Source organism: Planomonospora sp. ID91781, assembly GCF_015711595.1.
GTDB lineage: Bacteria > Actinomycetota > Actinomycetes > Streptosporangiales > Streptosporangiaceae > Planomonospora > Planomonospora parontospora.
The window spans coordinates 679,068-705,516 of the sequence record NZ_JABTEY010000003.1 but is presented as its reverse complement, the minus strand read 5'-3'; the positions used below and the strand labels follow the sequence as shown (position 1 = coordinate 705,516).

At 73.8% G+C, this 26,449-nt stretch carries 26 protein-coding genes; 14 read left to right on the top strand and 12 right to left on the bottom strand.

Going from position 1 to position 26,449, the window contains the following annotated elements; translation table 11 throughout:
- Positions 1-23: 23 nt before the first annotated feature.
- Genes HS048_RS33470 through HS048_RS33455 form a run of 4 tightly spaced genes read right to left on the bottom strand, consistent with a single transcriptional unit; the run spans position 24 to position 5,957 of the window.
- Positions 24-1,340 carry a type III PLP-dependent enzyme gene (locus HS048_RS33470; RefSeq protein WP_196469861.1) on the bottom strand — a complete coding sequence of 439 codons (1,317 nt, stop codon included), beginning with the start codon at positions 1,338-1,340 and terminating at the stop codon, positions 24-26.
- On the bottom strand, positions 1,337-3,121 hold the full coding sequence (locus HS048_RS33465; RefSeq protein ID WP_196469860.1) for an IucA/IucC family siderophore biosynthesis protein: 1,785 nt from the start codon (positions 3,119-3,121) through the stop codon (positions 1,337-1,339). Before HS048_RS33465 ends, HS048_RS33470 begins: the two co-directional genes overlap by 4 nt.
- Entirely contained in the window at positions 3,118-4,764 is a 1,647-nt protein-coding gene (locus HS048_RS33460; protein WP_196469859.1) for an IucA/IucC family protein, read from the bottom strand. Before HS048_RS33460 ends, HS048_RS33465 begins: the two co-directional genes overlap by 4 nt.
- Positions 4,761-5,957, bottom strand: coding sequence for a siderophore biosynthesis protein (locus tag HS048_RS33455; protein ID WP_196469858.1), 1,197 nt, complete (start codon positions 5,955-5,957; stop codon positions 4,761-4,763). The genes HS048_RS33460 and HS048_RS33455 overlap by 4 nt, the downstream gene beginning before the upstream one ends.
- Positions 5,958-6,354: 397 nt before the next feature.
- Between HS048_RS33455 and nudC the strand changes: the two genes are divergently transcribed.
- Positions 6,355-7,332, top strand: a complete 978-nt coding sequence (gene nudC / locus HS048_RS33450) for an NAD(+) diphosphatase (RefSeq protein WP_231647542.1) — start codon at positions 6,355-6,357, stop codon at positions 7,330-7,332.
- Between the two features lie 255 nt (positions 7,333-7,587).
- Positions 7,588-7,854, top strand: a complete 267-nt coding sequence (locus tag HS048_RS33445) for a hypothetical protein (RefSeq protein WP_068901417.1) — start codon at positions 7,588-7,590, stop codon at positions 7,852-7,854.
- 143 nt (positions 7,855-7,997) lie between these two features.
- Here the strand turns inward: HS048_RS33445 and HS048_RS33440 are convergent, their stop codons facing one another.
- Entirely contained in the window at positions 7,998-8,249 is a 252-nt protein-coding gene (locus HS048_RS33440; protein WP_068901419.1) for a mycoredoxin, read from the bottom strand.
- Positions 8,250-8,323: 74 nt separating this feature from the next.
- The gene (locus HS048_RS33435) at positions 8,324-9,346 is read right to left on the bottom strand and encodes an alpha/beta hydrolase (RefSeq protein ID WP_196469857.1); all 1,023 of its coding nucleotides are present in this window, start codon (positions 9,344-9,346) and stop codon (positions 8,324-8,326) included.
- A 192-nt stretch (positions 9,347-9,538) separates the two neighbouring features.
- Here HS048_RS33435 and HS048_RS33430 point away from each other — a divergent pair, with 192 nt between their 5' ends.
- The 5 genes from HS048_RS33430 to HS048_RS33410 all read left to right on the top strand — a co-directional run bounded on the left by HS048_RS33430 (position 9,539) and on the right by HS048_RS33410 (position 13,538).
- Positions 9,539-11,602, top strand: a complete 2,064-nt coding sequence (locus HS048_RS33430) for an ATP-dependent DNA helicase UvrD2 (RefSeq protein WP_196469856.1) — start codon at positions 9,539-9,541, stop codon at positions 11,600-11,602.
- Positions 11,599-12,471: an acyl-CoA thioesterase II gene (locus tag HS048_RS33425; protein WP_068901425.1), complete on the top strand. Its 873-nt coding sequence runs from the start codon at positions 11,599-11,601 to the stop codon at positions 12,469-12,471. The genes HS048_RS33430 and HS048_RS33425 overlap by 4 nt, the downstream gene beginning before the upstream one ends.
- A gap of 108 nt (positions 12,472-12,579) precedes the next feature.
- Positions 12,580-12,879 carry a hypothetical protein gene (locus tag HS048_RS33420; protein ID WP_068901427.1) on the top strand — a complete coding sequence of 100 codons (300 nt, stop codon included), beginning with the start codon at positions 12,580-12,582 and terminating at the stop codon, positions 12,877-12,879.
- 129 nt (positions 12,880-13,008) lie between these two features.
- The gene (locus tag HS048_RS33415; RefSeq protein WP_068901429.1) at positions 13,009-13,278 is read left to right on the top strand and encodes a WhiB family transcriptional regulator; all 270 of its coding nucleotides are present in this window, start codon (positions 13,009-13,011) and stop codon (positions 13,276-13,278) included.
- Between the two features lie 119 nt (positions 13,279-13,397).
- Positions 13,398-13,538: a hypothetical protein gene (locus tag HS048_RS33410; protein WP_189235655.1), complete on the top strand. Its 141-nt coding sequence runs from the start codon at positions 13,398-13,400 to the stop codon at positions 13,536-13,538.
- 339 nt (positions 13,539-13,877) lie between these two features.
- Here the strand turns inward: HS048_RS33410 and HS048_RS33405 are convergent, their stop codons facing one another.
- Positions 13,878-14,765, bottom strand: a complete 888-nt coding sequence (locus HS048_RS33405) for an EamA family transporter (protein WP_196469855.1) — start codon at positions 14,763-14,765, stop codon at positions 13,878-13,880.
- 107 nt (positions 14,766-14,872) lie between these two features.
- Here HS048_RS33405 and HS048_RS33400 point away from each other — a divergent pair, with 107 nt between their 5' ends.
- On the top strand, positions 14,873-15,373 hold the full coding sequence (locus HS048_RS33400) for a MarR family winged helix-turn-helix transcriptional regulator (RefSeq protein WP_068901434.1): 501 nt from the start codon (positions 14,873-14,875) through the stop codon (positions 15,371-15,373).
- 132 nt (positions 15,374-15,505) lie between these two features.
- Here the strand turns inward: HS048_RS33400 and HS048_RS33395 are convergent, their stop codons facing one another.
- Positions 15,506-16,852, bottom strand: coding sequence for an AarF/ABC1/UbiB kinase family protein (locus tag HS048_RS33395; protein WP_068901436.1), 1,347 nt, complete (start codon positions 16,850-16,852; stop codon positions 15,506-15,508).
- 64 nt (positions 16,853-16,916) lie between these two features.
- Positions 16,917-18,017, bottom strand: a complete 1,101-nt coding sequence (locus tag HS048_RS33390) for a ThiF family adenylyltransferase (RefSeq protein ID WP_196469854.1) — start codon at positions 18,015-18,017, stop codon at positions 16,917-16,919.
- Positions 18,018-18,163: 146 nt separating this feature from the next.
- Here HS048_RS33390 and HS048_RS33385 point away from each other — a divergent pair, with 146 nt between their 5' ends.
- The 3 genes from HS048_RS33385 (at position 18,164) to HS048_RS33375 (ending at position 20,235) form a co-directional block, all read left to right on the top strand.
- Positions 18,164-18,949 (top strand): enoyl-CoA hydratase/isomerase family protein, encoded by a 786-nt coding sequence (locus tag HS048_RS33385; protein WP_196469853.1) that lies wholly within the window; start codon positions 18,164-18,166, stop codon positions 18,947-18,949.
- A gap of 141 nt (positions 18,950-19,090) precedes the next feature.
- The gene (locus tag HS048_RS33380; RefSeq protein WP_068901440.1) at positions 19,091-19,606 is read left to right on the top strand and encodes a M48 family metallopeptidase; all 516 of its coding nucleotides are present in this window, start codon (positions 19,091-19,093) and stop codon (positions 19,604-19,606) included.
- Complete coding sequence (locus HS048_RS33375) at positions 19,603-20,235, top strand: hypothetical protein (RefSeq protein ID WP_068901442.1); 633 nt, start codon at positions 19,603-19,605, stop codon at positions 20,233-20,235. The genes HS048_RS33380 and HS048_RS33375 overlap by 4 nt, the downstream gene beginning before the upstream one ends.
- 142 nt (positions 20,236-20,377) lie before the next feature.
- Here HS048_RS33375 and HS048_RS33370 read toward each other — a convergent pair whose 3' ends face one another.
- From HS048_RS33370 to HS048_RS33360, 3 genes are all read right to left on the bottom strand, one after another.
- Positions 20,378-21,415, bottom strand: a complete 1,038-nt coding sequence (locus HS048_RS33370) for an endonuclease/exonuclease/phosphatase family protein (protein WP_230882424.1) — start codon at positions 21,413-21,415, stop codon at positions 20,378-20,380.
- 64 nt (positions 21,416-21,479) lie between these two features.
- Complete coding sequence (locus HS048_RS33365; RefSeq protein WP_196469938.1) at positions 21,480-22,019, bottom strand: NUDIX hydrolase; 540 nt, start codon at positions 22,017-22,019, stop codon at positions 21,480-21,482.
- A 71-nt stretch (positions 22,020-22,090) separates the two neighbouring features.
- A complete protein-coding gene (locus HS048_RS33360) occupies positions 22,091-23,398 on the bottom strand; it encodes a zinc-dependent metalloprotease (protein WP_374058805.1) in 1,308 nt (435 codons plus the stop codon).
- A gap of 79 nt (positions 23,399-23,477) precedes the next feature.
- On the opposite strand from HS048_RS33360, the gene HS048_RS33355 reads away from it, so the two are divergent.
- The 3 genes from HS048_RS33355 (at position 23,478) to HS048_RS33345 (ending at position 26,201) form a co-directional block, all read left to right on the top strand.
- On the top strand, positions 23,478-24,551 hold the full coding sequence (locus HS048_RS33355) for an NAD-dependent epimerase/dehydratase family protein (protein WP_068901523.1): 1,074 nt from the start codon (positions 23,478-23,480) through the stop codon (positions 24,549-24,551).
- Between the two features lie 46 nt (positions 24,552-24,597).
- Complete coding sequence (locus tag HS048_RS33350) at positions 24,598-25,023, top strand: molybdenum cofactor biosynthesis protein MoaE (protein WP_068901446.1); 426 nt, start codon at positions 24,598-24,600, stop codon at positions 25,021-25,023.
- A gap of 131 nt (positions 25,024-25,154) precedes the next feature.
- Positions 25,155-26,201, top strand: a complete 1,047-nt coding sequence (locus HS048_RS33345; protein WP_068901448.1) for a PDZ domain-containing protein — start codon at positions 25,155-25,157, stop codon at positions 26,199-26,201.
- The last annotated feature ends 248 nt before the right edge of the window (positions 26,202-26,449 follow it).

Here is a 26,449-nt window from a genome sequence, read left to right as displayed (position 1 = left end):
GACGCCGATGGACGTCGGTCCCCTCACCTGCCGCCGCCTGCCGCACCGGGAGCGTCTGCACGATGTGACGGATCCGGGCCGGTCGGCCGCAGATAGCGGAAGTCCGGGCGCGGGTGCATCAGGAAGTCGTGGTGGGAGATGTTCCAGGCGTAGGCCCCGGCCATCGCGAACTCCACCACGTCCCCCGGCTCCAGCCGGACCGGTGCCCTCCTGGCCAGCACGTCCTTCGGGGTGCACAGCTGCCCGACGATCGTGACCGGTTCGCCGGGCGCGCCCGGGCCTCCGGCCGAGGTCCAGGCGGCCAGCGGCTGGTCGTGGCCCTTGGTGGCCGGGGTCCGCAGGTGGTGGGTGCCCCCGGCGACCACCGCGAACAGCTCGCCGTGCACCCGCTTGACGTCGATCACCCGGGTGACGTACCGCCCGCAGTAGACGGTCAGCGACCGCCCCGGCTCGACTCGGAGCAGTTCCCCGGGCCGCCGGAGGCCGGCCAGGCCCGCGCCGTACGCCTTCCAGTCGAACCGGGCGTCCGGGTCGGCGTACGACACGCCCATGCCGCCGCCCAGGTTGACCTCGGTCGCGCCGATCCCGCGGGCGTAGTCCAGTACGGCCTCCGCCAGCCCCAGCATCCGCGGCGCGTCCAGCCCGCTGGCCAGATGGGCGTGCACGCCCCGCCAGCGGACGAGGTCCTGGCCGCGGAGCAGGGAGAGGCACTCGTCGACCCCGCCGGGATCCATGCCGAACGGGGTCGCGCCGCCGCCCATGGCCAGCGAGGCCCCCTCGACGGGGAGGTCCAGGTTGACGCGGAGCAGGACGTCGGCCGGACGCCCGAGGGCGAGCAACCGCCGCAGCTCCCCGGGGCTCTCCACGTGCAACCGGTGGACGGGCGGAGCGCCGCCCGAGCCTTCCCGACCGCCCGAGCCTTCCCGACCGCCCGAGCCTCCCGGGCAGCCCGGGCCGTCCGCCGGGCGGACGGCGGCGGCCAGTTCGGCGTCGGTCTTGCCTGGACCGCCCAGCGCGACCGGCACCTCGGGGAACAGCGCCCGCACGTGCGCCAGCTCCCCGCCCGAGGCCACCTCGAAGCCGTCCACGTACCGGGCGAGCACCCGGAGCAGCTCCGGGTCGGGATTGGCCTTCACCGCGTAGTGCAGCTCGACCCCGTCCAGCGCCGCCCGGACCTCCGCCGCATGGGCGTCCAGCTCCCGCAGGTCGTAGACGTAGGCGGGCGGCTCCCCCGGAACCGCCCGGAACCCGTCGTGCGCGTGCCCGGAGGTCGTCCGGAACCCGTCGTGCGCGTGCCCGGAGGTCGTCCGGAACCCGTCGTGCGCGTGCCCGGAGGTCATCGGGCACCCGCCGCGTGCGCGCTCCGGGCGGAGCCCGGTCCGGCCGCCGCCGGTGGGCCGATGAAGGGCCTGGCCGCCGGGGTCGCCAGCGGGTTGGCCACCGCGACGTACCCCGCCGCGCGGTCCGCCGCCCGCGACCACCGGACCGCCAGGTTGGCCTTGGCCGGCAGCGGCGCGCCCGACAGCAGGCCCGCCAGGGGCGGCGGCCACCCCCGGGCGGCCGCGTAGCGGGCCAGGACCTCCCCGGCCGCCGCCCACAGCTCCCGCACCGGTCCGTCGCCGGCCAGCGCGGCGGCGACCTCCGCGAGGTGGTTGACGAACAGGCAGTAGACCACCCGGTTCCAGCCGTCGGCGGCGTCGTAGGTGAGCGCCTCGGCGACCCGGGGGGGCAGGGCCGACAGGTCGTGGCGGCCGGCGACGAGCTTGGTCCCCTCCAGGTCGCGGAAGACCGCCTCCACCGGCGTCCCGGCCGGGTCCACGCCGACCAGGACGTTCTGCAGATGGGGTTCCAGCACCACGCCGTGGGCCAGGTAGGCCTCCAGCACCGGCGGCGCGACGCACTCCACGTAGGCCCGCCACCAGCGCACCGGGTCGGCGGCGGCGGAGGCGGGGAGCACGGGGGCGGAGCCGGGGGGCGGGGAGGCCGCGAGGGCGCCGCTCAGCAGCGGGGTCACGCCCGGTCCGCAGACCTGCCGGGGGCTCGCCCGGACGATCACGCTCAGCCCCTCCAGCAGCCGGGTGCCGAGGTCCGCCGAGCGGTAGCCGGGCTCGGGGAGCCAGCGGGTGCCGGGGAACCGCTCCGCCAGATCGCGGAAGACCGGCTCCAGGCGGGCGGTCAGCTCGACCGCCCCGGCCAGCTCGTACCAGGAGTTCTTCCGGACGCAGTTGGTGATCCGCACGTCCAGGCTGAACTTCAGGCACCGCTCGATCGACGGCTCGTAGACCGTGCGGACCGACGAGGTGGGGACCGCCTCGCGGGAGCCGCGGCCCAGGTCGACCAGGCGCCCGTCGGCCAGCGGCGCGGCGAGTTCGGCGGCGAGCAGGTCGAGCTGCCAGGGGTGCGCGGGCAGCAGCGCGTACCCGGGCGGCGCACCGCCCAGCGCGTCCAGCGCCGCAGTCTCACCCGCCTCGGCCAGCACGTCGTGCCGGATCCCGAGCAACCGGAGCGGGAAGGCCGCGTGCGCCTCCGGGGCGTACGCGAGCCAGCCCGCACCGGAGGCCGCCCCATGGATCCCGCCGTCGTGCGGATCGTCCGTACGGCACGCCCCGTCCCTCTCCGGACCGCGGGAGACGCCGTCCCCCTCCGAGCCGTCACCGGAGACGCCGTCCCGCGCCTTGGGGCTGGGGTGGAACGGGTGCCCGAAGACGAGCGCCTGCTCGGACGCCAGCCAGGGGTCGGCCGGGGGGCCCGCGTCCCGGCGGCCTTCCAGCAGCGCCGCCACGGCCGACCGGCTCGACCGCACCTGGGCGGCGAACTCCTCGTTGCCCCCGCCCAGCTCGGCCTCCAGCAGCCGGACGAGCCGGTCGGCGGAGAGCGGACGCCAGCGGCCGTCCCGGTACCACTCGGCGGGTCCGGTGAACCGGAGCGCGAGCCCGCCGTGCGCCCGCACCCGCAGCGGGGTGCCCGCCAGGTGCAGCAGCAGGCGGGGCCCGTCGTGCCGGACCCGGCCGCGCGGCCCGGCGACCTCCCGTACGGCGCAGCGCAGCAGCGCCGCCAGCGTCGCCTCCTCGGCGACGGCGGCCGGGGAGTCGAGAACGGAGCAGAGAACGGGAGCGGTCATGGGGTCCCCTGGGTGATCACGGGCCGGACGGCCGCGGGAGGGTGGCGGAGGTAGTTGGGGCCGCTGGTGCCGTAGAACTTGTTCACGTCGCGCGCCCCGGTGCGCGCCTTGTCCACCAGCGTCCCGGCGGTGACCATCGACTTGCCGACCAGCCGGGCGGCGTCGAGGGACCTGGCCCGCAGCAGCCGGGCCGCCGGGTCGTCGCCGTACGGCTCCAGCGCCTCGGCGAGCGTGTCCCGCAGCAGCCGGGAGGCCCGCGCGGGCGGCAGCGCGCCGAAGGCCGGAGCGGCGGCGGCCAGGTGCAGGGTGATGGTCACGAACACGTCGGCGAGCGCGTGCGGGTCGTCGGTCAGCATGCGCCCGTCGGCGAAGTCCGGGACGGCGGTCCCCGCGGCCCGCAGGCGCCCCGGGGAGGCCAGCAGCCCGTCGTTGTCCTTGACGAGCAGCCGCGGGGGGCCGTCGCCGTCCAGCACGAGCGCGAGGTTCTGCTGGTGGGCCTCCAACGCGACGCCGTACCGGACGAGGAGCCGCACGCCGGAGGCGAACAGCAGGCGGAGGTACTCGGTCAGCAGCGCCTCGACGCCGCCGGCGCCACCGACGCCGCCGTGCCGTCGCGCGGCGAGCTCCTCGGCGACCGTGCCGCCCTCCGGCAGGGGGGCGAGCAGCGCCGCCACGGGGACGATCTCGCCCGGCGGGAGGCGGCGGACGAGCCAGGCCAGGTACTCGTGCCCGGTGTGGGCGTGGACCTGCTCGTCGGCCAGGAGGATCCGCGGACCGGCGATCCGGCGCAGCAGCAGCTCGGCCCGCGCCCCGTCGGCCAGCGTGCCCGGTTTGATCGAGCGCCGGTTGCGCAGGCCCAGCGTGCTGGTGGGCAGCGGCAGCTTCAGGTGCGTGCGGGCGTCCACCTCGACCGTGCGCATGGACAGGGTGGGCCGGACGGTCAGGTACGGCTCCGGCGCCGGGACCGCCCACGGGATCGCGCGGACGGCGGGCAGCGCCAGCGGGTGCACCGGGAACAGCACGTGCGTGTCCGCGAGCTCCCCCGCCAGCCCGACGCGGGTGAAGTCCGGCGCCATCGGCGGTGCCCCGGGCGAGGTGCCGGTCACCCGCTCGCGGGGCACCGCCGCCCACCGCAGCTCGAAGCTCGGGGCGAACTCCGGCGCGTAGGCCGTCAGGTCCCCGTCCGAGAGCCCGGCCCGGCAGCGCGCCGTCGGATAGACGGGATGGTCCAGGAAGGCCGCCAGCGCCTCGTAGCACGCGGTCCCGGCCGGGCCGCGCCGCAGCCGGGCGAGCACGTCCCGGCGGTGGGCGTCGTGGAGGTCGAGTGCGCGCAGGGCCTCGCGGCACTCCTGGGCGAACGCCTCGACCCCGGCGGCGTCCGCCGGGTGCGCGACCGCCCGCAGGGCGCCCAGCACCTCGGCCAGGCTCAGGTGCTCGGCGGGGGCGACGGTGAAGTCCTGGAACGGCGAACCCGGCACCAGCCGGACCGGGCGCCCGCCCGGTCCGGGCAGGTGGAGGACGACGCCGTCCTTGCGCCGGGCCACCCGACCGGCCAGGCCGCCGTAGTCCTCCCGCAGGAGGGCGTCCAGGACCCGGGCCGCGAGGTACGGCTCCCGCCCGGCGACGGCGCGTTCGGCGATCATGCGATCACCCAGGGGTCGGCGGCGGTGAAGGCCGAGACGGCCTCGTCCACGCTCGCCCGGTCGGGTCCGACGGCGCGGACGATGCCCAGGTAGTCGCGGTTCGTGTGGCTCCGGTCGATGCGGTCGCCCACCGACCGGAGCGGCCGGTGCCAGAGCCGCACGGGGTCGCCGGGGGAGGGCGCCACGATTCCTGGTGCCCTCGTCACGGTCCCCGACCGCTCCGCCACCAGGCTCAGGGCGGTCCCGTGCACGGTGGCGCGCCCCCGCCCGCCGGACCCCGCCGCGCGGTCCGGTCCGAGGTCCGGCCCGAGGCCCCGGCCGAGATGCACGCCGAGGATCCGCTCGAAGAGCGGAACTCCCAGCAGGTCGGCGAGCAGGAAGTCGCAGTGGTCGCCGATCACCCGGTAGTTGACCTCGATGATCCGCGGCCCGTCCGCCGTCATCACGTACTCGGTGTGGCAGGCCCCGAAGCCCACGCCCAGGGCTCGCAGTGCCCGGAGCACATGGCCGGCCGCGGGCGGCGGCTCCCAGTCCAGGCGCTCCTCCACGAAGTGCGGCAGCGGCCCCAGGGTGGTCCGGAAGCCGCCGAGCACCCGGACGGCCCGGCCGTCGCCCAGGGTCTCGAGCGTGTGCAGCGGTCCGTCGAGGTACTCCTCCACGACCAGGGTCTCGCCCGGCCGCCGCCCGCGGATCGCTCGCACGGCCCCGGCCAGTTCGCGTCCGTCCCGGACGAGCACGACGTCCTCGCTGGCGACGCCCTGGCTCGGCTTGACCACGGCGGGCAGCGGCACTTCCCCGCCGGGCACCGGGGCGTCCGGCGCGAGCCGTACGGAGCGCACGGTCTCCACGCCGGCCGCGGCCAGCCGCCGCCGGGTGAGCGCCTTGTTCTTGGCCGCGACGCACGCCCGCCAGTCCTTGCCCGGCAGGTCGAAGTAGGCGGCGGCCAGGGCGGTCTCGGCCTGGATGTGGTCGGAGTTGGAGAAGACCGCGGCGGGCGGGTGGTGGTGCGCGATGACGTCGATCACCGCCCGTGCGTCGCGCACGTCGCAGGCGAGCGCCTCGGCACCGGAGGCGGCGTACTGCTCCGGCCGGTCGGTCAGGACCGTGACGTCGCAACCCAGTGCACGGGCGGCGGGCAGGAATCCGTCGGTGACGGAGTCGGTCGGTTTGAGCGCGGTGAGGTACAGCCGCAATGCGGACCCCCGATATCAGGTAAGGCTAACCTAACCAGCGGCATCGTAGTCGAACGGAGATCATCGTGTGGCGCGACAGGAGAATCATCATCCATGTCCCGTTGGCGGGGGGAAGAGAAGCTTCTCACCGTCGTCTCATCCCGATCTCCCCGGGCGACGCCTACGGGAGACATCATGAGCCGCGCTCGCCCCGCCGTCATCCCGGCCGGGCGGCCGCCCCGGCGGGCCCGTGGCCCGCGGGACACGATGCCGCTCCCGCCGCCCGTGCGACGGCGATGACCCTATCGCCGCCCGCGCGGCCTCCCGGGATCTCCCGTCCGGCCGCGGGCCCGTGGCGGCGGAGGTCCGCGGCCGGCGCGTCGTTAGGATGTGTCCGGCTCGGGGAGGGTGTGACGGCGTGGACATCACTGCAGACGAAGGACTACTGGGACCGCTGCTGCTCGCGCGCGGCGCCATCGACCGGTCGGCGGCGCGCCGCGGGGACGCCGGGTGGATCGAGCGGGCCTGGGCGGACCCCGCGACCAGGGTCCTGGTCGTCGACGGCGGCCAGGCCCTGGTCAGGATGAGGGACGGGGCGGCCGAACTCGTCCTGCTGCCCCCCGCGGACGCACCGGAGGGGGAGCGCTACCTGCTGGGCGTGGACGCCGGCGGCACCGCCTACTTCGCGGTGGCGGCCCCGGTCGAGGGCGCCGTCCGCGAGGAGCCCGGCCGCCGGATCGTTCCACCGGCGGCCCCGGCGGCCCGGCCGGAGGGGGAGGCGGTCGCGGCCGGGCTGCGCCAGGTCGGCGCGCTCCTCGGTGACCTGGACGCCGGCCTGCTGGTCTACGCGGTCGCGCTGGAGGCCTGGCACTCCACCCACGAGTTCTGCCCGCGCTGCGGGAGCCGTACGGAGGTCCGGACGGGCGGGCACGTGCGGGTCTGCCCGCAGGACGGCAGCCAGCACTTCCCCCGGGTGGACCCCGCGGTGATCATGCTGGTCCACGACGAGGAGGACCGGTGCCTGCTGGCCCGCGGGCCGCAGTGGCCGGAGGGCCGGCTGTCGGTGCTCGCCGGGTTCGTGGAGCCCGGCGAGTCGCTGGAGAACGCGGTGGCCCGGGAGGTGGCGGAGGAGGTCGGCGTGCGGGTGGCCGCCCCGCGCTACCTGGGCAGCCAGCCCTGGCCGTTCCCGCGCAGCCTGATGCTGGGCTTCTTCGCCAGGGCCCTGTCCACCGAGCTCGTCCCCGACCGCGAGGAGATCGCCGAGGCCCGCTGGTTCAGCCGCGCCGAACTGCGGGCCGCGCTGGAGAGCGGTGAGGTGCGCCTGCCGCCGGAGGTGTCGATCGCGCGCCGGTTGATCGAGGCCTGGTACGGCGGGGAGCTCGAAGGGGACTGGTGACCGGCCGCGCCGCCCGGTCGGCGGATCGCCGCCTCGCGCCCACCCGGCCGGCGGATCACCGCCCCGCCCCGGGCCGGGCGGGCGCGGCGGAGCGGGAACGGCCCCGCGAGCATCATTCACTTTATGTGTTTGAGCTACTACTCTTCGTGTTTTGGCTGATGGGCGTCGGGTATGGAGAGTGCAACCCGGCCCGCCTCGCCGGCAGGCGGCCGGGACGGACACCGAACCCCTGCAGGCCCTCGCGAAGGGAAAGAAATGATCAAGAAGACAGCGTGCCGCCTCGTCGCCGTCGGGGCGCTGGCCCCGGCCCTCGTGCTCGGCGGGACCGGGACCTCCCTGGCCGACGACGGGGCGCTGTGGCAGCAGACCCAGGCCCGGGCGACCATCGACGGCGCGAGTCTGAAGATCGTGCGAGCCTACACCGACGGGTCGGGCAAGGTCTTCTTCGAGGAGCTCCACTTCACGGCGGACCGCAACGGCGCCACGGTCCACCGCACCCGGAGCGGCGCCAGCGCCGGATAGTCCCCGCCGCGGCCGGGAGGAGGTCCTGCAGGGCCGCCCGGCCGCGGGACGGCGCCCGCCGCGGGCGGACCGCGGCGTCCCCGCCCGGCCGCGGGAAGGCTCAGGCGACCGTCCGGAGACGGCTCAGGCGGCGCTTCCGCAGTTCAGGCGGCGCTCCCGAGGAGCCGCTTCACCTCGGCGACGGAGGGGTTCGTCAGGGCCACCCGCCCGGCGGGGGACTCGACGACGACCGTCGGCACGGTCTGGTTGCCGTTGTTGACGCTCATGACGAACTCGGCGGCGTCGGGGTTCCGCTCGATGTCGATCTCCTGGTAGGCGATGCCCTCCCTGGTCAGCTGAGCCTTCAGCCGCTTGCAGGGACCGCACCAGGTGGTGGTGTAAACGGTGAGCGCCATGGCGTTGGAAACCCCTTCAGACGATGTTCGCGCTCATTGGCAACACGCGGCGGGCGCCCCGTCTTCCCGGCGGGCTAGAAGACCTTGCCGGCGATCCACTCCTGCACCCGCTCCGCCACACCGGGCAGCCGGTAGAGCGGAGCGCTGTGGTTGATCCCCGCCTCGGTCAGGACCGTGACCTCGACCCCGACCTGCCCGAGGCGGTCGCGCAGCTGGTCGCTGTGGCTCGACGGCACGAACTCGTCCGCCGAGTGCACGCTCAGCACGGGCGCGTCGCCGCGGCTCGCGTGCTCCGGCACCTCCATGCTCTGCCAGATCCTCGCGCACCTGCCCGAGGGCTCGCAGCCCCCGGCGAGCCGGATGGCGGACTCGCGCAGCTTGCGCTTGTTCAGGTCGAGGGTCTCGGCGCCGTCGAGGTAGGCCGTGAGCGGGGAGACCACCGGAGAGATGCCGACCACGCCCTTCAGCCCCGGCAGGCCGTTCTTGTAGGTGCCGACCGCGGTGGCGAGGTGGCCGCCGGCCGAGAACCCCACCACCACGTAGTTGTTCGGGTCGAAGGCCCACAGGGCGGCGTGCCGCCGGGCGGTGGCGATGGCGTCGAGGGTGTCGACGCGCTGGGCGGGCCACGCCGCGTCGGTCGAGAGCCGGTAGTTGATGTTGAAGACGGTGTATCCGAGCTCGGCGTAGCTCCGGCTGATCTCCGTCATGTACTTCTTGTCACCCGACGACCACCAGCCGCCGTGGATCAGGAAGACCCCCGGCCGCCGCAGCTCGTCGGCCTGGTGCCAGACGTCCATGCGCTGCCGGGCGTGCCTGCCGTACGCGACGGTGTCGACGACGGTGCCCTGGACCAGCGCGTCGGGATCCGTCGACGCCGACGCCGGAGTCGACGCCGAGGGCGTCGGTTCGGCCTTGCGCGACGGGGTCCCCCCGGTCGCGGTGGAGGCCGGGGCGGCGTTCGCGGCGACGGTGGCCGCGGTGGCCGCGGTGCCGGCGGAGGGGGCTGTGGGGACCGCCGCCACGTCCGCGTGCACCCCGGAGGGTGCGAGCACCAGCGCCGCCAGGGCGAGCGCGCTCACGGTTGCCGCAGTTCGCACAGGAGTCTTTCCTTTCCCCCGGGGTTCTCTTGAGGACCCCATTGTGGAGTAAGGCACCCTGTCCGCGCATCTCAGCACGGACTCGGGAGGACGACGGGATGGTGCCAGAATGGGCGATGCCCGGCCGGCGACCGCGAGGACGGCGCCGACCGGCCCATCGAACGGCGTGTCACGGCTTGTTAAGGAGTCCCCATGGAGCCCGCTGACGTGCTGGCGGGACTGGATCCCGAGCAGCGTGAGGTCGCCCAGGCCGTACGGGGTCCCGTCTGCGTCCTCGCGGGAGCGGGGACCGGCAAGACGCGGGCCATCACGCACCGCATCGCGTACGCCGTGCACAGCGGGGCGGTCGAAGCGACGGGCGTGCTGGCGGTGACCTTCACCACACGGGCCGCCGGGGAGCTGCGCCAGCGCCTGCGCGCGCTCGGCGTGCCGGGGGTGCAGGCCCGCACCTTCCACGCGGCCGCGCTCCGCCAGCTCACCTACTTCTGGCCGCGCGTCATCGGCGGGGACCCGCCCGCGGTGATCGAGTCGAAGCTGCCGCTGCTGCGCACCGTGTGCCGCTCCGTGGGGCGGGAGGCCGCGCAGGCCGAGCCGCGCGACCTCGCCGCCGAGATCGAGTGGGCCAAGGCCGGCCAGATCTACCCCGAGGACTACGCCGAGGCGGTCAAGAAGATCGGCCGCACGCCCCCGGTCCCGGCCGAGGAGATGGTCCGCGTCTACGAGGCCTACGAGGCGCTCCGCCGCGAGCGGCACCTGCTCGACTTCGAGACCATCCTGGAGCTCACCGCCGCCCTGATCACCGAGCACGGCGAGGTGGCCGCCCAGGTCCGGCAGCAGTACCGCCACTTCGTCGTCGACGAGTACCAGGACGTCAACCCGCTGCAGAAGCTGCTGCTCGACACCTGGCTGGGCGACCGGGACGACCTGTGCGTGGTCGGCGACCCCAACCAGACGATCTACTCCTTCACCGGCGCGACCTCCCACTACCTGACCGGCTTCCCGGTCGAGCACCCCGGCGCCACCGTGATCAAGCTGGTCCGCGACTACCGTTCCACGCCCCAGGTGGTCGCGCTCGCCAACCGCGTCCTGGAGGTGGCGCGCTCCCCGCACCGGCTCTCCCTGGTCGCCCAGCGCCCCGACGGGCCCGAGCCCGCCTTCACCGAGTACGCCGACGAGGCCGACGAGGCCGCGGGCGTCGCGCGGGCGGTGCGGGCCCTGGCCGACCGCGGCGTCCCGTTGCGCGAGACGGCCGTGCTCTTCCGCGTCAACGCCCAGTCGCAGGCCTACGAGCAGGCCTTCGCCGAGGCGGGCATCCCCTACCTCGTGCGCGGCGCCGACCGGTTCTTCGAGCGCCCCGAGGTCCGCAAGGCGGTCGTGCTGCTGCGCGGCGCGGCCCGCTCCGCCGGGGCCGGCGACGACCTGGCCCCGGCCGTGCACCACATCCTGTCCGGCATCGGCCTCACCCCCGAGCCCCCCGCCGGCGGCCGGGCCAGGGAGGAGTGGGAGTCGCTGCGGGCCCTGGCCGAGCTGGCGGAGGACCTGGCCGCCCGGGGCGCCGGCCTGCCGGGCTTCGTCGCCGAGCTGGAGCGGAGGGCCGCCGAGCAGCACGCGCCGGAGGTCGAGGGTGTGACCCTGGCCTCCCTGCACGCGGCCAAGGGCCTGGAGTGGGACGCGGTCTTCCTGGTGGGGGTCACCGAGGGGATGCTGCCGATCGTCCACGCCAAGACGCCGGAGCAGATCGAGGAGGAGCGGCGCCTCCTCTACGTGGGCGTCACCCGGGCCAGGGTCCACCTCGCGGTGTCGTGGGCGCTGGTCCGCTCCCCGGGAGGGCGGCCCCGGCGGCCGTCCCGCTTCCTCGACGGCCTCACCGGCCGCCCCGCGCGGGTCCGGGCATCGGCTCCCGCCCCCCGCGAGCGCCGTACGGTGGCCGCGACGGTGAGCTGCCGCGTCTGCGGCAAGACGCTGGCCGCCGCCGCCGAGCAGAAGCTCGGCCGGTGCGCCGCCTGCCCCGTCGACTACGACGAGGCCCTGCTGGAGCGGCTCAAGGCGTGGCGCGCGGCCGCCGCCAAGGAGGCCAAGGTGCCGTCGTACGTGGTCTTCACCGACGTCACGCTCCAGGCCATCGCGGAGCGGGCGCCGGCCTCGGAACAGGACCTGATGGCGATAACGGGCATAGGGCGCGTCAAACTGGAGCGGTACGGCGAGGCGGTGCTCGCCATCTGCCGTGCGGCCGGAGACCAGACGGAGGACGCGTGAACGAGGCTCTCAAGGAGCTGCTGGACCTGCTCGACCTGGAGCAGATCGAGCTCGACATCTACCGGGGGCGCAGCCCCGAGGAGCGCATCCAGCGCGTCTTCGGCGGGCAGGTGGCCGCCCAGGCGCTGGTCGCCGCGGGCCGTACGGTCCCGGCGGACCGGCACGTCCACTCGCTGCACGCGTACTTCATCCGGCCCGGGGACCCGGCGATCCCGATCGTCTACAACGTGGAGCGGGTGCGCGACGGCCGGTCGTTCACCACGCGCCGGGTCGTGGCCGTCCAGCACGGCAAGGCCATATTCACCATGTCGGCCTCCTTCCACGTCGCCGAGAGCGGGGTCGAGCACCAGGCGGCGGTGATGCCGCCGGTGGCCGCGCCGGAGGACCTGCCCACGATCCAGGAGCGGATGCGCGAGGTCGTGGGGGAGGGCTCGCCGTGGCGGGAGTGGCTGACCCGGCCGCGCCCGGTGGACTCCCGCTACGTGACCCCGCTCACCTGGGAGGCGCACCGCGATCCCGGGCTGCGCGGGGCGGAGACGAACGTGTGGTTCCGCTACGACGCGGACCTGCCCGACGACCCGCTGCTCCACGTGGTCCTGGCCGCCTACGCCTCGGACTTCACGCTGGTCGACACCGTGCTGCTGGCCCACGGTCTGGCATGGGGGGCCTCCAACCTCTCCGGGGCCTCGCTGGACCACGCCATGTGGTTCCACCGGCCCTTCCGCGTCGACGACTGGATGCTGTACGCCCAGGAGTCGCCCTGGTCGGGGGCGGCGCGGGGACTGGCCAGGGGGCAGATGTTCACCCGGTCCGGCGAGCTGGCGGTGTCCGTGGTGCAGGAGGCGATGATCCGCGTGCTGGAGCCGTAAAACTGCAGGTAGAAAATATGTTGCCCCTTCCCGGTGACCGGGTTTAGGGTCTTGGACAAGCGAGCCGGACAATCCGTCCGGCGATCTACGAATGGAGGTGAGTCCGCTGTGAAGATCAACCTGATGTCGGCGCAGCCGGGGCTCACTTCCGCGTGCCCCGGCACCACCCTGCCCGTCTTCGGCGGCCAGGCCATCCTCGCGGATGCCGCGGTCGTTCCCATGCGACGGGACAAGTCCGTCATCTTCCAGGTCCAGGTCAGCCGTGAGGCCGCCCTGTTCGCCATTCCGGCGACGGGCGTTCCGGCTGCCCCGGCGGCAGAGGCCGGCGACTACGCACAGCAGACCGAGCACACCGGAAACGGTGGGCTGCGAGGTCCGCAACCCTGGAGGCACCCTCAGGTCATATGACCTGACGAGGGAGAGCCACCAGGCCGCGGATCCGCAGACAGGATCCGCGGCCTTCTTGTTTTGCCGCACATCCTGACCCCCACCCACGAGGTAACAACAAGACCGACACCCAACAGAGAGGTGAAGCAGATGGGGGCCCAGACGATCATGGACCTGATCGACGAAGCCGAGATCCCCTGTCGTACCGACCCCGACCTCTGGTTCGCCGAGTCCCCGGAGGACGTGGAGTTCGCCAAGGCGCTCTGCGGGGGCTGCCCGATCCAGCAGGCCTGCCTGGCCCGCGCGCTCGAGCGCGAGGAGCCGTGGGGCGTCTGGGGCGGAGAGCTCATCCTGCGGGGGGCCGTCGTCCCGAGGAAGCGTCCGCGCGGACGTCCCCGCAAGACCCCGGTCGCAGCCTGACCGGTCACAGCCCGACCCGATGATCAACCGAACGTTCTGAGAGTTCCCAGAGAGGACCACTTCCGATGACCTACTTCACCAGCCGAGGCCTGGACCTGCCATCTATGCATGAGGAACTGGTGCGTGACCGAATACGGACGCTCCACAGGGAGGCGGAGGAGCAGCGCCGCGCGGCCGGGATCCAGCGGCTCCGGCGCGCCCGGCGCGACGCGGAACGCGCCTCGGCGCGTCTCCGCCAGGCGCTCCTGACCCTGGTCTGATCCTCTCCGCCGCGCCCGCCCCCTCCCGTCCGGGGCGGCCGCGTCCCCCGGCCCGGTGACCGCCGAAGGTCGCCGGTCCGGGGTCGACAACCGCCGCGGGCGGCCGGGCTCGACGGAGCCCGGCACCGGGGAGCGGGCGAGGGCGGGAAGCGCTGCGGGACGCGCAGTGGCAGATGTTGAAGAAAGGGCGGCCTCCGATGAGGCCGCCCTTTCGTGCTTTCGGTTCGTGTTTCCGGCGAGGGGGCGGTACGGGGCCGGAGGCGGTGAGGGTCCGGCGCGCTGCCGGGAGCGGTGGATTCCGTCGGCCCGGTCCCGACCGGGGCGGACGGGGCGGCACGGTCAGGCCGGTCTCCGGCCCAGGGCCTGGCCTGCGATGAGCGCGCCGAGCGCGACGGCGAAGCCGGCGGCCTGCCAGCCGGTGAGGGTCTGGCCGAGGATCACGAATCCGGCGAGGACGGCGACCATGGGATTGGTGAGGCCGAGCAGGGAGAGCGAGGTGGGCGGCAGGCGGTCGATGCCGCGGAACCACAGGGCGTAGGCCGCCGCGGTGCCGATGACGCCCAGGTAGGCGAAGCCGAGGAGGTTCTCACCGGTCACGGCGGCCGGAACGCCCTCGACGGCGAGGGTGAGGGGGGCCAGCACCAGCCCGCCGAAGGTGAGCTGCCAGCCCGTCATGACCAGGGGCGCCTCGGGCTGCCCCCACTTCTTGGCCAGGACGATGGCGGTCCCCATCAGGGAGGTGGCGGTGAGCATGGCGGCGACCCCGAGCGGGTCCAGCCGGGCCTGGGCGGTCAGGGCCATGAGGGCCACGCCGAAGGTGCCGGCCAGCGCCGCGCAGAGCACGGCGCGGGCCGGGCGGATCCGCAGGACCGCGAGCGAGAGCAGGGCGACGACCAGCGGCTGGACCGAGCCGATCGTGGCGGCGACCCCGCCGGGCAGGCGGTAGGCGGCGAAGAAGAGCAGCGGGAAGAAGGCCCCGAAGTTGAGCATGCCGAGCGCCGCGGACCTCCACCACCACGAGCCCGAGGGCAGGCGGCGGGTCGCGGCCAGCAGCACCAGTCCCGCCGGGAGGGCCCGCAGGGTCGCGGCCAGCAGCGGCCGGTCGGCGGGCAGCAGCGTCGCGGTGACGACGTAGGTGGTTCCCCAGCTCACCGGTGCCAGCGCGGCGAGTGCGAGGTCGCTCACGGTATGGGTCCGCGCGAGGCGCGGGACTGCGATGACGGCCATGACCGATCACTCCTCATTGATAATCTCAATGTTGAGATAAAAGCACGATGGATGTGCGAACGTCAAATCTGTTAACGTTGAGATTATTAGGGTTGAGAGGAGAGCCGGTGAGCGACGCGGTGGACGCGCTGATGGCGCAGTGGAAGCGGGAGCGGCCCGACATCGATGTGTGGCCGATGGGCGTCATCGGCCGGATCTCACGGCTGTCCGCGCTGCTCGGGCGCGAGCTCAAGGAGTCCTTCGCCGAGTACGGACTGGAGCCGTTCGAGTTCGACGTGCTGGCCACGCTGCGCCGCTCCGGCGCGCCGTACGAGCTGACGGCCGGGGCGCTGCTCAAGGCCGCGATGGTGACCTCGGGCGCGATCACCAACCGGATCGACCGGATGGAGGCCAAGGGCCTGGTCGAGCGGGTCAGGGACGGCGCGGACCGCCGGTCGGTGCGGATCCGGCTCACCCGGCGCGGGCTGGAACTCGTCGACGAGGTGGTCGGGCCGCACGTGGCCAACGAGGAACGCCTGCTGGCCGCGCTCGGACCGGCCGAACGCGATCAGCTCGCCGGGCTGCTGCGCGTGCTGCTCGAATCCATGGGCGACACCTCGCTCACCTGACTCGCTCACCTGGCCGTCCGCGCCCGCCCGCTCCGGAACCGGCCCCGGTCCCCGGGACCCGGCAGGGGGACGGAGACCGCCCCGATCGGGCCGGCCCTGGGTCCAGGCGCCCCGTTCGCGGGATCCAGGCGCTCAGCTCGCGATGGCGTCCTCGGTGGGCTCCGCGTCGGGATCCTCCCCGGTGAATCCGGGAACCCAGCGGATGACCTCGTCGCGGAAGCGGGCCGTGGCGCCGAGCTGGCAGAGTACGCCCACTCCCGCCGCGTGCACCCGGTGGATGAGGACGTAGGAGACGGGCAGGTTGAGCTGGCGCACCACGTTGCCGGGACGCAGGTCGGTGGCGGTGGCGGCCTGCCGCTGCAGCCACTCCCGGCTGAAGGTGAACTCCTCCACCGCCGTCGGCTCGACGTAGGGGGCGAGGAACGCGCGCAGGGCCTCCGGATCCACCTCGATGTGCGGGAGGATGAAGCCCTCGTCGCGCAGGCCGCGGATCACGGTCTCCATGTCGCCCTGGTTGAAGATGCGGGTCAGTATCCCGAAGACCGGCGGGTAGCCATTGGGCATCCGGTTGACCGCGCCGAAGTCGAGCACGCACATCCGCCCGTCCTCGGCGATCCGGAAGTTGCCGGGGTGCGGGTCGGCGTGGAGCATGCCCACCCGGGCGGGGGAGCAGAACAGGAACCGGACGAACTGCAGCCCGGCGCGGTCGCGTTCCTCCTTGGTCCCGTCGGTGATGATCCGGGACAGCGGGATGCCGTCCACCCACTCCGAGACCAGGATCTGCTCGTTGGCGGCGATGACGTCCGGGACCAGGAAATCGGGGTCGTCCTTGAACTCCTGGGCGAAGGCGTGCTGGGCCTCGGCCTCGCGCAGGTAGTCGAGCTCCTCCACGATCCGCTCACGTAGCTCGGAGAGCACGGCCTTGATGTCGAGACCGGGCAGCAGCACCCCGAAGAGCTTGCCGAGCCGGGCGAGCTGGGTGAAGTCGGAGAGCAACGCCTTTCCGGCGCCCGGGTACTGGATCTTGACGGCGACCGTGCGGCCGTCATGCCAGACGGCCTTGTGCACCTGACCGATCGAGGCGGCCGCGGTGGGCAGGTCCTCGAACGACTGGAAGTTCGCCCGCCAGTCATCCCCCAACTGCTCGGTGAGCACCTTGTGCACGGTCGCGGCGGGAAGCGGCGGGGCCGCGTCCTGCAGCTTGGTCAGGGTCGCCCGGTAGGGGCCGACGACCTCCGGGGGCAGCGCGGCCTCGAAGATGGACAGCGCCTGCCCCAGCTTCATCGCCCCGCCCTTGAGCTCGCCGAGGACCTTGAAGATCTGCTCGGCCGTCCGCTCCTGGATCTCCTGGGCGACGATCTCGGCTGACTTGCCTCCGATACGTTTGCCCAAGCCGAGGGCGGTTCGTCCGGCGAAACCGATGGGAAGAGCCGCCAGTTTGGCGGAGCGCGTGACGGCGCGGCGCGGAAGGTCACTCACCTTGGTTTGCGGCGTGCCCCCGTGGAGCGCGGTACGCCGCTCCCTCCCTTCGCGGTGGTGTCTGTCACCGGCAGGTAGCCGACGCGACCATTGTCGGCGAACCGAACTGGTTTCGGAAGCAACGACATAGAGGGTGAACGTTCCAGGATCGCTGTTTCCATCTCCAATCAGGCGATATATCTAATGTGCTGTTGGTCACAGGGGGTTCGCCCCCGTCGAGGAAGGCGAGCGCGTGGCCGGCCGCAGTGGCCGCGACCAGCGTCGACATCGCGGTCCCGCAGGCCGTCTCGCCCGCCGGGTAGCCGCCCAGCCGGGCGCTGACGACCGGCCACCCCGGATCACGATCGCGCCGGGCGAGATCGAGGCAGTTCAGACACGCGCTCCTGCCCGGCACGACCAGCGGGCCCACCGACCCTGCGCCTTCGAAGGCGGTGGCCAGCAGGTGCGGGATGCCCCAGTCGATCAGGTCCCGCACGAGCAGGCCGTCCAGCGGCTCCACCGGTGCGAGCACCACCAGGTCGGGGCGGCGGGAACCGTCGGAGAGATGGGCCGCCTCCTTCCCGGTCCACGCGGTGAGAGCGGGTGAGACGCGCCCGGCCACGGCCACCGCGCCCTCCTGCCGGCTCATCCCCACCTCCGCCGGGGTGAGACCGCCGGGGACGACGTCCCGGGGCCCGGCCGTACCGGGATCGATCACGCAGAGCCGCCCGACCCCGGAGGCGGCGAGCACGGAGACGATCTGCGCGCCCACCCGGCCCGCCCCGTACACCCGCACCTGGGCGGCGCGCCTGCGCTCCAGGACGGAGAGCCCGCCGTCGGTCGTGCCGGGGGCCAGGGAGAGCACGTCCAGGTCGGGCCGGAGCCGGTCGCGCTCGGCCAGCGTGAGCGCGCGCGGCGGGCGCGAAGCCGCCCCCGCGTCCTCCACCAGCCCCCGTTCGACCAGCAGGTCGAGCAGGACCCGCCCGCGATCCTCCCCGATCCCGGCGTCGGCCGCGGCCGACAGCACGCCCGGGAGGTCGCGCACGCCGTCGAGGCTCTCGACCCAGCGCCGCACCTCGGGCGCGAGGTCGGTCAGCACGACCGCGTGACCGGGGTGCGCGCCGAACTGCAGGGTGCGCTCGTCACGGGCGACCCGGCGGAGCGCGGGCTTCAGACGTGGTCTCATCCGTCGGCCTTTCTAGGGAGGAGGCGTCCAGCGTGCCAGGGGCGGGGAGGGGCCCGGCGGGGCCTTCCGGGTCCTGTGGAAAACCCCGGAGAGGACTCCAGGCTGTGGACGGCGGCGAGGGCGTCGGCGTCCACTACGATCCCCGCATGAACGAGCTCTTGGTCGACCGGCGGGACGACGGCGTCGTGGTGCTCACCCTGAACCGTCCGGATCGGCGCAACTCGATGACCGACGGGATGACCGAGCAGTGGCGGCGGGCCGTCGGCGACCTGAAACGGGACGGGGACGTACGGTGCGTCGTCGTCACCGGGGCGGGGAGCGCGTTCTGCTCGGGAGGGGACCTGTCCTGGCTGGCGGACAGGGGGACGGAGGACGTGCCCGCCCTGCGCGACCGGATGCTGGGGTTCTACCGGACGTGGCTGTCGATCGCGGAGCTGGAGGTGCCGACCATCGCCGCGATCAACGGCGCCGCCGTCGGAGCGGGTCTCTGCTTCGCGCTCGCCTGCGATCTGGTCTACGCGGCCGAGGACGCCAAGCTGCTCGTCCCCTTCACCTCGCTGGGCCTGCACCCCGGCATGGCCGCGACCTACCTGCTGCCCAGGGCCGCGGGTGTCGGCGTGGCCAGGGAGATGCTGCTGACCGGGCGGACCGTGCTCGGCGCGGAGGCGGCCGCCACGGGACTCGTCACCAGGGCGTTCCCCCGCGAGTCCCTCCTGGCGGAGGTGCTGGGGATCGCGTCGGCGACGGCGGCCAACGCCCCCGTCGCCACCCGGCTCACCAAGGTCGCCCTCGCGGGCGGCGGCCACGCCGACCTCGACGCCGCGTTGCGCTGGGAGTCCCTGGCCCAGCCGGTGACCATGGCCACGGGGGACCTGCTGGAAGGACTGGCCGCCCAGAGAGAACGCCGGGCCCCGCGATTCGGGAACTCCTGAGACAGGCGATATCCGCGTTAATTCGATAAGTCATGGTCATAACCGTCCGGTCTCGCTGAACAATCTACGAACGGTGATTGACCAGCAGGAACGTCCCCCGCCCTCTGGTGGGAATTAACCATTCTCGGCTACCGTGCATAGGTGCCCCCCGAGACAGTCGAGGTCCGTCGAAGTTCTCGTCGTCGGCGGACCGTTTCCGCATACCGCGACGGCGAGAAAACGATCGTGCTGCTCCCAGACGGTCTGAGCAGGACCGATGAGGAGCAGTGGGTGCGCCGGATGCTCGACCGGCTCGCCGCCAAGGAGCAGCGAAGACGCCCCTCGGACGACGATCTGATGGAGCGGGCCGCCGAGCTGTCCGCCCGCTATCTCGAGGGCGCCGCACTGCCGTCGAGCGTGCGATGGGTGGAGAACCAGCGGCACCGCTGGGGCTCGTGCACCCCCGACCACGGCACCATCAGGATCTCCACACGGCTGCGGGGCATGCCCGCCTGGGTGGTCGACTACGTGATCATGCACGAGCTCGTGCACCTGCTCGTGCCGAGCCACGGCCCCCGGTTCTGGACCCTGGTGGAACGCTATCCCAAGGCCGAGCGGGCGCGCGGCTTCCTCGAAGGATTCTCCATGGCGGCCAACGGTGCCGCGGAGGAGTGGTGACGGCCGGGAGCCCGGCCGGCGAGCAGCGGGGCACGGAGCGGCTGGTGGCGGTCCTCGTCACCGAGACGACGGCCGCCGCCGCGCCTCCGGGCGTCGACCCCGCCGCGTTCCTGACCGCGGTCGCCGAGGACACCTACGAGATGGCCGCGGGGCTCGACTTCGTGACACCCGTCCTGGTCACGAGCGTGCCGGGGATGGAGGAGATCGTCTGGCCGGGGACCCCGGTCGTGGAGATCGCCCCCGGGCTGTCCGGCGCCGCCCTGGTGGCGGCGGCCTTCGCCGCCCTGCCGTACGGCGGGCAGGCGGCCCTGGTCAGCGCGGACGCCCCGGACCTGCCGCCGCTCCTGATCGGCAAGCTATTCCGCGCGCTGGGACGGGCCCGGATCGCCGTCTGCCCCGCGCAGGGCGGTGGCGCCGTGGCGCTCGCGGCCCACCTGCCCTATCCCGGGTGGGCCGACACCGGATTCGACGACCCCGACCCGGTCGGGGCACTGCGCGCCCGCGCCCCGGGCAGCCGGATGGTCGCCACCGGCCCCGGCTGGCACCGGCTGCGGACCCCCGGCGACGTCGGCCGGCTCGACCCCGGCCTGGAAGGCTGGGACAACACCCGGGCGCTGCTGTCGGCGTGACGCCCGGCGGCCTCGCCCGGAAGCCGCGAGGGCCACGGGAAGCCGGGAGGGCGGGCGCCCTGAGAGCCGGGCAGGCGCATCGCCCGGCGCCGCGACCCGGCCGTCCGGGCGGGGGCGGGCGCCCTGGTCACCTGACGAAGCACTACCGGGAGAGCCGGGCGGGCAGCCGGAGATCGGCGAAGACGGCGCGGTGGTCGGTGCCGGGCAGAGTGTGGACCCCGACCTCGTTGACGAGGACCCGGCGGTCCACCAGGACGTGGTCGATGGTGATGATCGGCGGGATCCGCCTGCCGGAGGGCCAGGTGGCGACGAGTCCCTGCCCGACCTGGTCGGCCGCGTCGACGTATCCCCGGTCCAGGAGGCCCCGCATCACCGCGTGGTCGAGACTGGCGTTGAAGTCGCCCGCGAGGATGCGGAGCGTGCCGGGGGAGGGCGGCGGAAGCGCCTCGATGCCCGACTCCCACCCGTCCACCAGCTCGCCGATCGGCGCGTACGTGTGCACGTCGACGATCTCCACCGGAGCGGCGCCGGGCGGTGTGACCACGGCCGCGGGCATGTTGTGGCCGATCACCCGGAACAGCCCGGCGCGGGGGGTCAGCGGGTGCCTGGAGTACAGGCCGCTGCCCGTCGCGCCCGAGTCCGCCTGCAGCACGCGGTGCGGAAGCAGTTCGGCGATGCCCGCCGCGTCCAGCCTCTCCACCATCTCCGGAGTGAGCTCCTGGGTGCTCAGCACATCCGGACGCAACCGCCTGACCAGGTCCACGACGGCGGACGCGTCGGCGCCGCCGAACAGCAGGTTGGCGGTCAGCACCCGCAACGGCGTCCCGGTCCCGGTCTCCGCCGCCCCCGCGGAGCCCACGGCCCTGGGGATCACGCTGGAGCCGAGCGCGACCGCGGTGACCAGTGCGACGGCCGTGGCCGTCCGGCTGCGGGCCAGCGCGCCGACGAGCAGCGGCACCAGCGAACCCGCCGCCACGTACGGCGTGCCGGTCATGAACTGGGTGGGCAGCGACCCCCGCTCCAGCCCGGCCACCCGGGCGACGGCCCACAGGGCGAACGGCGCGACCGCGACCCAGGCGAAGGTCCGGGAGACACGCCACCGGCGCCGGGCGGGGACCACGACCACGCCGCCGGCGGCCCCCCCGGACGAGACGTCCACATCCACGTTGCTCTGATCCATCGATCGCCCCCCTGCGGGGACGACGCTATCCGAGGGCATGTGAAACGTACGTAAAACGGTCCGATCAGCCGGAGAGCAGCGCCTCCCTGGCCCGGCGGGCCAGGCGGCGGGTGGCCTCGTCGCTGGGGTCCGGGATCCCGTCCACCGGGAACCAGCGCAGGTCCAGGGACTCCTCGCTGATCACCGCCTCGGCTCCGGCGGGCGCCACCGCGCCGTACTCGACGTCGAGGTGGTGGCTGAACGGCGGATGGCACCAGACGCGGTGCCTGTCCAGGGCCAGCGGCCCGGGCAGCAGCCGCAGCCCGGGGATGCCCGACTCCTCGGTCGCCTCCCGCAGCGCCACGGCCTCCAGGGACAGGTCACCGGGCTCGCAGTGGCCGCCCATCGGCAGCCACAACCCCGCCTTGCCGTGCAGCGTCAGCAGCACGCGCTCCCCGTCGTGGGAGAGCACCGCGGTGGTGGCGGTCAGATGGTCGGGCACGCACTCGCGGTACATCCCGTCGCCGTGGGCGTGCAGGTGCGCCAGGAACTCCTGGCGCAGTGCCTCCTCGGCGCCGGTCGGCGCGTGCCACGCCCCCAGCACCGCTCGCGCGTCGGCATGCAGGACACCTGGGGGCGGGTCCCCACCGGGGAGGAGGTCGCCGGGACCGGGCAGGCCGCCCCGATCGGGAAGGCTCACGCGCCGTCGTCCCTGGCGCCGCCGGCGTCGTCCTCGTCGTCCCCGGAGTCTCCCGGCTCCTGCACCTCCCGCAGCGAGGCCTCCAGATCCGACAGGTCGAAGTCGGGCTCGCCCCGCACGAAGCGCTCCGGGTCGTCGAGGTCGGCGGCGGTGGGCATCAGGTCGGGGTGGTTCCACACCGCGTCCCTGCCGTCCACGCCGCGGCCCGTCTCCAGGGCCTTCCACAGGACGGCCGCGTCGCGCAGGCGGCGCGGCCGCAGCTCCAGCCCGACGAGGGTGGCGAAGGTCTGCTCGGCGGGACCGCCGGTCGCACGGCGGCGCCGTACCGTCTCGCCCAGGGCCGCGGCGGACGGCAGCTTGCCGGCGGCGGCGGCCTCCACCACGGTGCCGACCCAGCCCTCGACCAGCGCGAGCGTCGTCTCCAGCCGGGACAGGGCGGCCTTCTGCCGCTCGGTCTCCTCGGGCTTGAGCAGGTTGCCGCCGCTGAGGGCCTGCTGCAGCTGCTCCGGGCTGTTGAGGTCGAGGCCGCGGAGCTGCTCCTCCAGGGCGGACACGTCCACCGTGATGCCCCTGGCGTACTCCTCCACGGCGCCGAGCAGGTGCCCGCGCAGCCACGGCACGTGCTGGAAGAGCCGGTGGTGGGCCGCCTCGCGCAGGGCCAGGTAGAGGTGGATCTCCTCGGCGGGGGTCTCCAGCCCCTGGCTGAACGCGGCGATCCCGCCCGGGAGCAGGGCGGCGTCCCCGGAGAGCGGCAGCCCGATGTCGGTGGAGCCGACCACCTCGCGGGCGAGCGAACCGAGGGCCTGGCCGATCTGCTGGCCGACCATCATCCCGCCCATCTGCTTCATCATGCCCATCAGCGGTCCCGCCATGGCCTGGGCCTCGGCGGGCAGCCCCGCCGCGCCGAGCGTGCCGCCCATGGTCTCGACCATGCGCTCGGCGATCGGGTCGCAGAGCTGCCGCCAGACGGGAACGGTCTTCTCGATCCACTCCGACCTGCTCCACGCCTGGGGCGAGCCCACGCCGCTGGGCAGCGCGGTGACCTCGTTCAGCCAGAGGTCGGCGAGGTTCAGCGCGTCGGCGATCTGGCGGCGCTCGCCCTCCATCACGCTCGGGTCGCCCTCGGCGACCACCGCGTGCCGGGCGATGTTCTTGGCCATGTCCCAGTTGACCGGGCCGGAACCCTGCGGGGCGGACAGCATGTCGGCGAACTGCCGCATCGCCGCGGCGATCTGCTCCGGGTTGCCGAACATGGCGAACGGGTTCTCGTCGGGGTCGTTTTCCCGACCTGGGAAGTCAGTCACGGCTCTACCTCGTGCAGGATGGAGGAGTCCACATCCGCCACGTTATCCGTCGCACGGCGGATCAGTGCAAAGTGAGGACCTGGTGCCTACCTCGAAACGCCTCCGGCCCCCGGTCGTCGCCGTCACCGGCGCGGCCTCGGGCGTCGGCCGCGCGTTCCTCGCGAAGGTCGCCTCGTCTGCGGATTTCCGCAGAGTGGTGGCCATCGACGAGCAACGCGGCGACGTGCCCGACGTCACGTGGAGGGTGATCGATGTCCGAGATCCGCTCTTGGCGAACCGGATCTCCGACATCGACGTGCTCGTCCATCTGACCGCCGACTACGGACTCGACTCCGACCCCGGCGAGCGGCGCGCCCACAACCTGCGCGCGGCGCAGACGGTGCTGACCGCCAGCGCCGCCGCCCGGGTGCGCCGCGTCGTGCTGGTCACCAGCGCCATGGTGTACGGCGCGGCGCCCGACAACCCGGTCCCCCTGCCGGAGGACTCGCCCGTGGCGGCCGAGTCCGACACCGGCGTGGTCGGCGACCACCTGGAGATCGAGGCGCTGGCCAGGCGTTCGCTCCGCAGTCATCCGGGGCTGGAGGTGACCGTGCTCCGCCCCGCCGCACTGGTCGGCCCGGGCATCGACAGCGTGGTCACCCGGCACTTCGAGGCGCCCCGGCTGCTCACCGTGAAGGGCTGCAGTCCCCGCTGGCAGTTCTGCCACGTCGACGACCTGGTCTCCGCGCTGGAACTGGCCGCCCTCGGCATGGTCTCCGGCGTGGTCGCGGTGGGAGGGGAGGGCTGGCTGGAGCAGGAGCAGGTGGAGGAGATCTCCGGGCTGCGCCGGCTGGAGCTGCCCGCCGGGCTGACCTTCGGCACGGCCCAGCGCCTGCACCGGCTGGGTGTCACCCCGGCGCCCGCCACCGACCTGCACCACGTCGTCTACCCCTGGGTGGTCGACTGCGCGGCGCTCCGCGAGGCGGGCTGGAAGCCCCAGTGGACCAACGAGGCCGCGTTCGCGCAGCTGCTGGAGCTCCGCGGGGGCAGGCACGCGGTCGTCGGCCGCCGCCTGTCCGGCAAGGAGGCCACGCTCACCGCGGCCGGCGCGACCGTCGCGGTCCTCGGCACCGCCGCGATCGTCCGCGTCGCCCGCAAGAAGCGCCGCACCTAGCGGTGCGTCAGCCGGTCCTCCACGCCGGAGAGGTAGTCTTTCCGGCGTGGACGTCATCCGGCTGCTGGGAATTCGCGACAGCGCCCTCTCCCTGGACGAGGTGTTCGCGGCGGTGGGCGACCACGCCGCGGGCGGGACCGCGCTCTTCGTCGGGACGGTGCGCGACCAGGACCACGGCAAGCCGGTCACCCGGCTGTCCTACTCGGCCCATCCGAGCGCCGAGGAGCAGCTGCACCGGGTGGCCGAGAAGGTCGCCGCGGACTTCCCGGTCACCGCGCTGGCCGCGGTCCACCGGGTCGGCGATCTGAAGCTGGGGGACATCGCGGTCATCGTGGCCGTCGCCTGCCCCCACCGGCAGGAGGCGTTCGCCGCTTCCCGCCGCCTCATCGACGACCTCAAGGCCGAGGTCCCGATCTGGAAGAACCAGCTCTTCGCCGACGGCACGACCGAGTGGGTCGGGGCCTGCGAGTGAGCGGCCGGCACCCGGCACCCGCGACCCCGGGCCCGCGACCGAGAGCCCGCGGCTGAGAGCCCGCGACCGAAGAATGCGAACGCCGTACCGCCGATCTCGCCCGGCCTCCGGGACCGCATAGGCTTTCCCCCATGTCCCGACGTGCGCTGACCCTCATGGTGGCCGGCTTCCTCACACTCGTGCTGGGCGTCGTCGGCACCCTGCTGCCGGTGCCGTACGTCGTGCTGAGCCCCGGGCCGACGGAGAACACCATCGGCGACGTCAAGGGCACTCCGGTGATCAGCATCGAGGGGCGTCCGACCTACCCGACCGAAGGCAAGCTCAGCCTCGTCACGGTCGCCTACCAGGGCGGGCCCGGCAGCAGGATCGACCTGTTCACGGCGTTGCGGGGCTGGGTCGACCCGACCATCGCGGTCGTCCCGGAGGAGACGATCTTCCCTCCGGCGACCACCGCGGAGGAGGTCGAGGAGCAGAACACCCAGGAGATGACCAACTCCCAGGACGACGCGACCGCCGCGGCGCTCACGGAGCTGAAGATCCCCTACGCGTCGTTCGTGACGGTCGCCGCCACACAGAAGGGCCTCCCCGCCCACGGCAGGTTCACCCAGGGCGACGAGATCGTCTCCGTGGACGGCGTGGCCGCCAAGGACCGCGAGACCGTCTCGGAGGCCGTCCGCAAGCACAAGGCGGGGGAGCAGGTGACCTTCGTCGTCAGGCGCGGCGGCCAGGACGTGACCGTGACCGTGCCCACCGCCGCGTCCGCGGACGGCACGCCCATCGTGGGCATCTCCATGGCGACCGGCTACAGGTTCCCGTTCGAGGTCAACATCAACGTCGGCGACGTCGGCGGGCCGAGCGCGGGGATGATGTTCTCCCTCGGCATCGTGGACAAGCTCACCCCCGGCGCGATGACCGGAGGGAAGGCCGTGGCCGGCACCGGGACGATCGACCCCCAGGGCAGGGTCGGCCCGATCGGCGGCATCCAGCAGAAGATGGTGGGCGCCAGGGAGGCCGGGGCCACGGTCTTCCTCACCCCCGCCGACAACTGCGCGGAGGCGCTCGCCGCGGTCCCCGACGGGCTCAGGCTGGTCAAGGTCGAGACGCTCCACGAGGCCGTCCAGGCGCTCGACGCGGTGCGCACCGGCTCGGGCGCCGTGCCCGCCTGCTCGGCGGGCTGAGAACCGGGAGCACGGGCTCAGGGCACCGGGGACCGGGCCGTCCGGGACGGGCGCGACGAATGCGGCCGGTGGGGCACTGATCGCGGTTCTCGCGCGTTGGTCGTACTGAGCCGAGACCCGCGGAGGTCGTGTCCGCACCGTGCCGAACGGTTGAACGCGACGAAACCCCCGCCGGTGTAGGTTGCCAGACACGGACCGTGCTCTTACGACAAGGGGTTGGCCTTGAGCTTCCGGACCCCCGGAGCCGG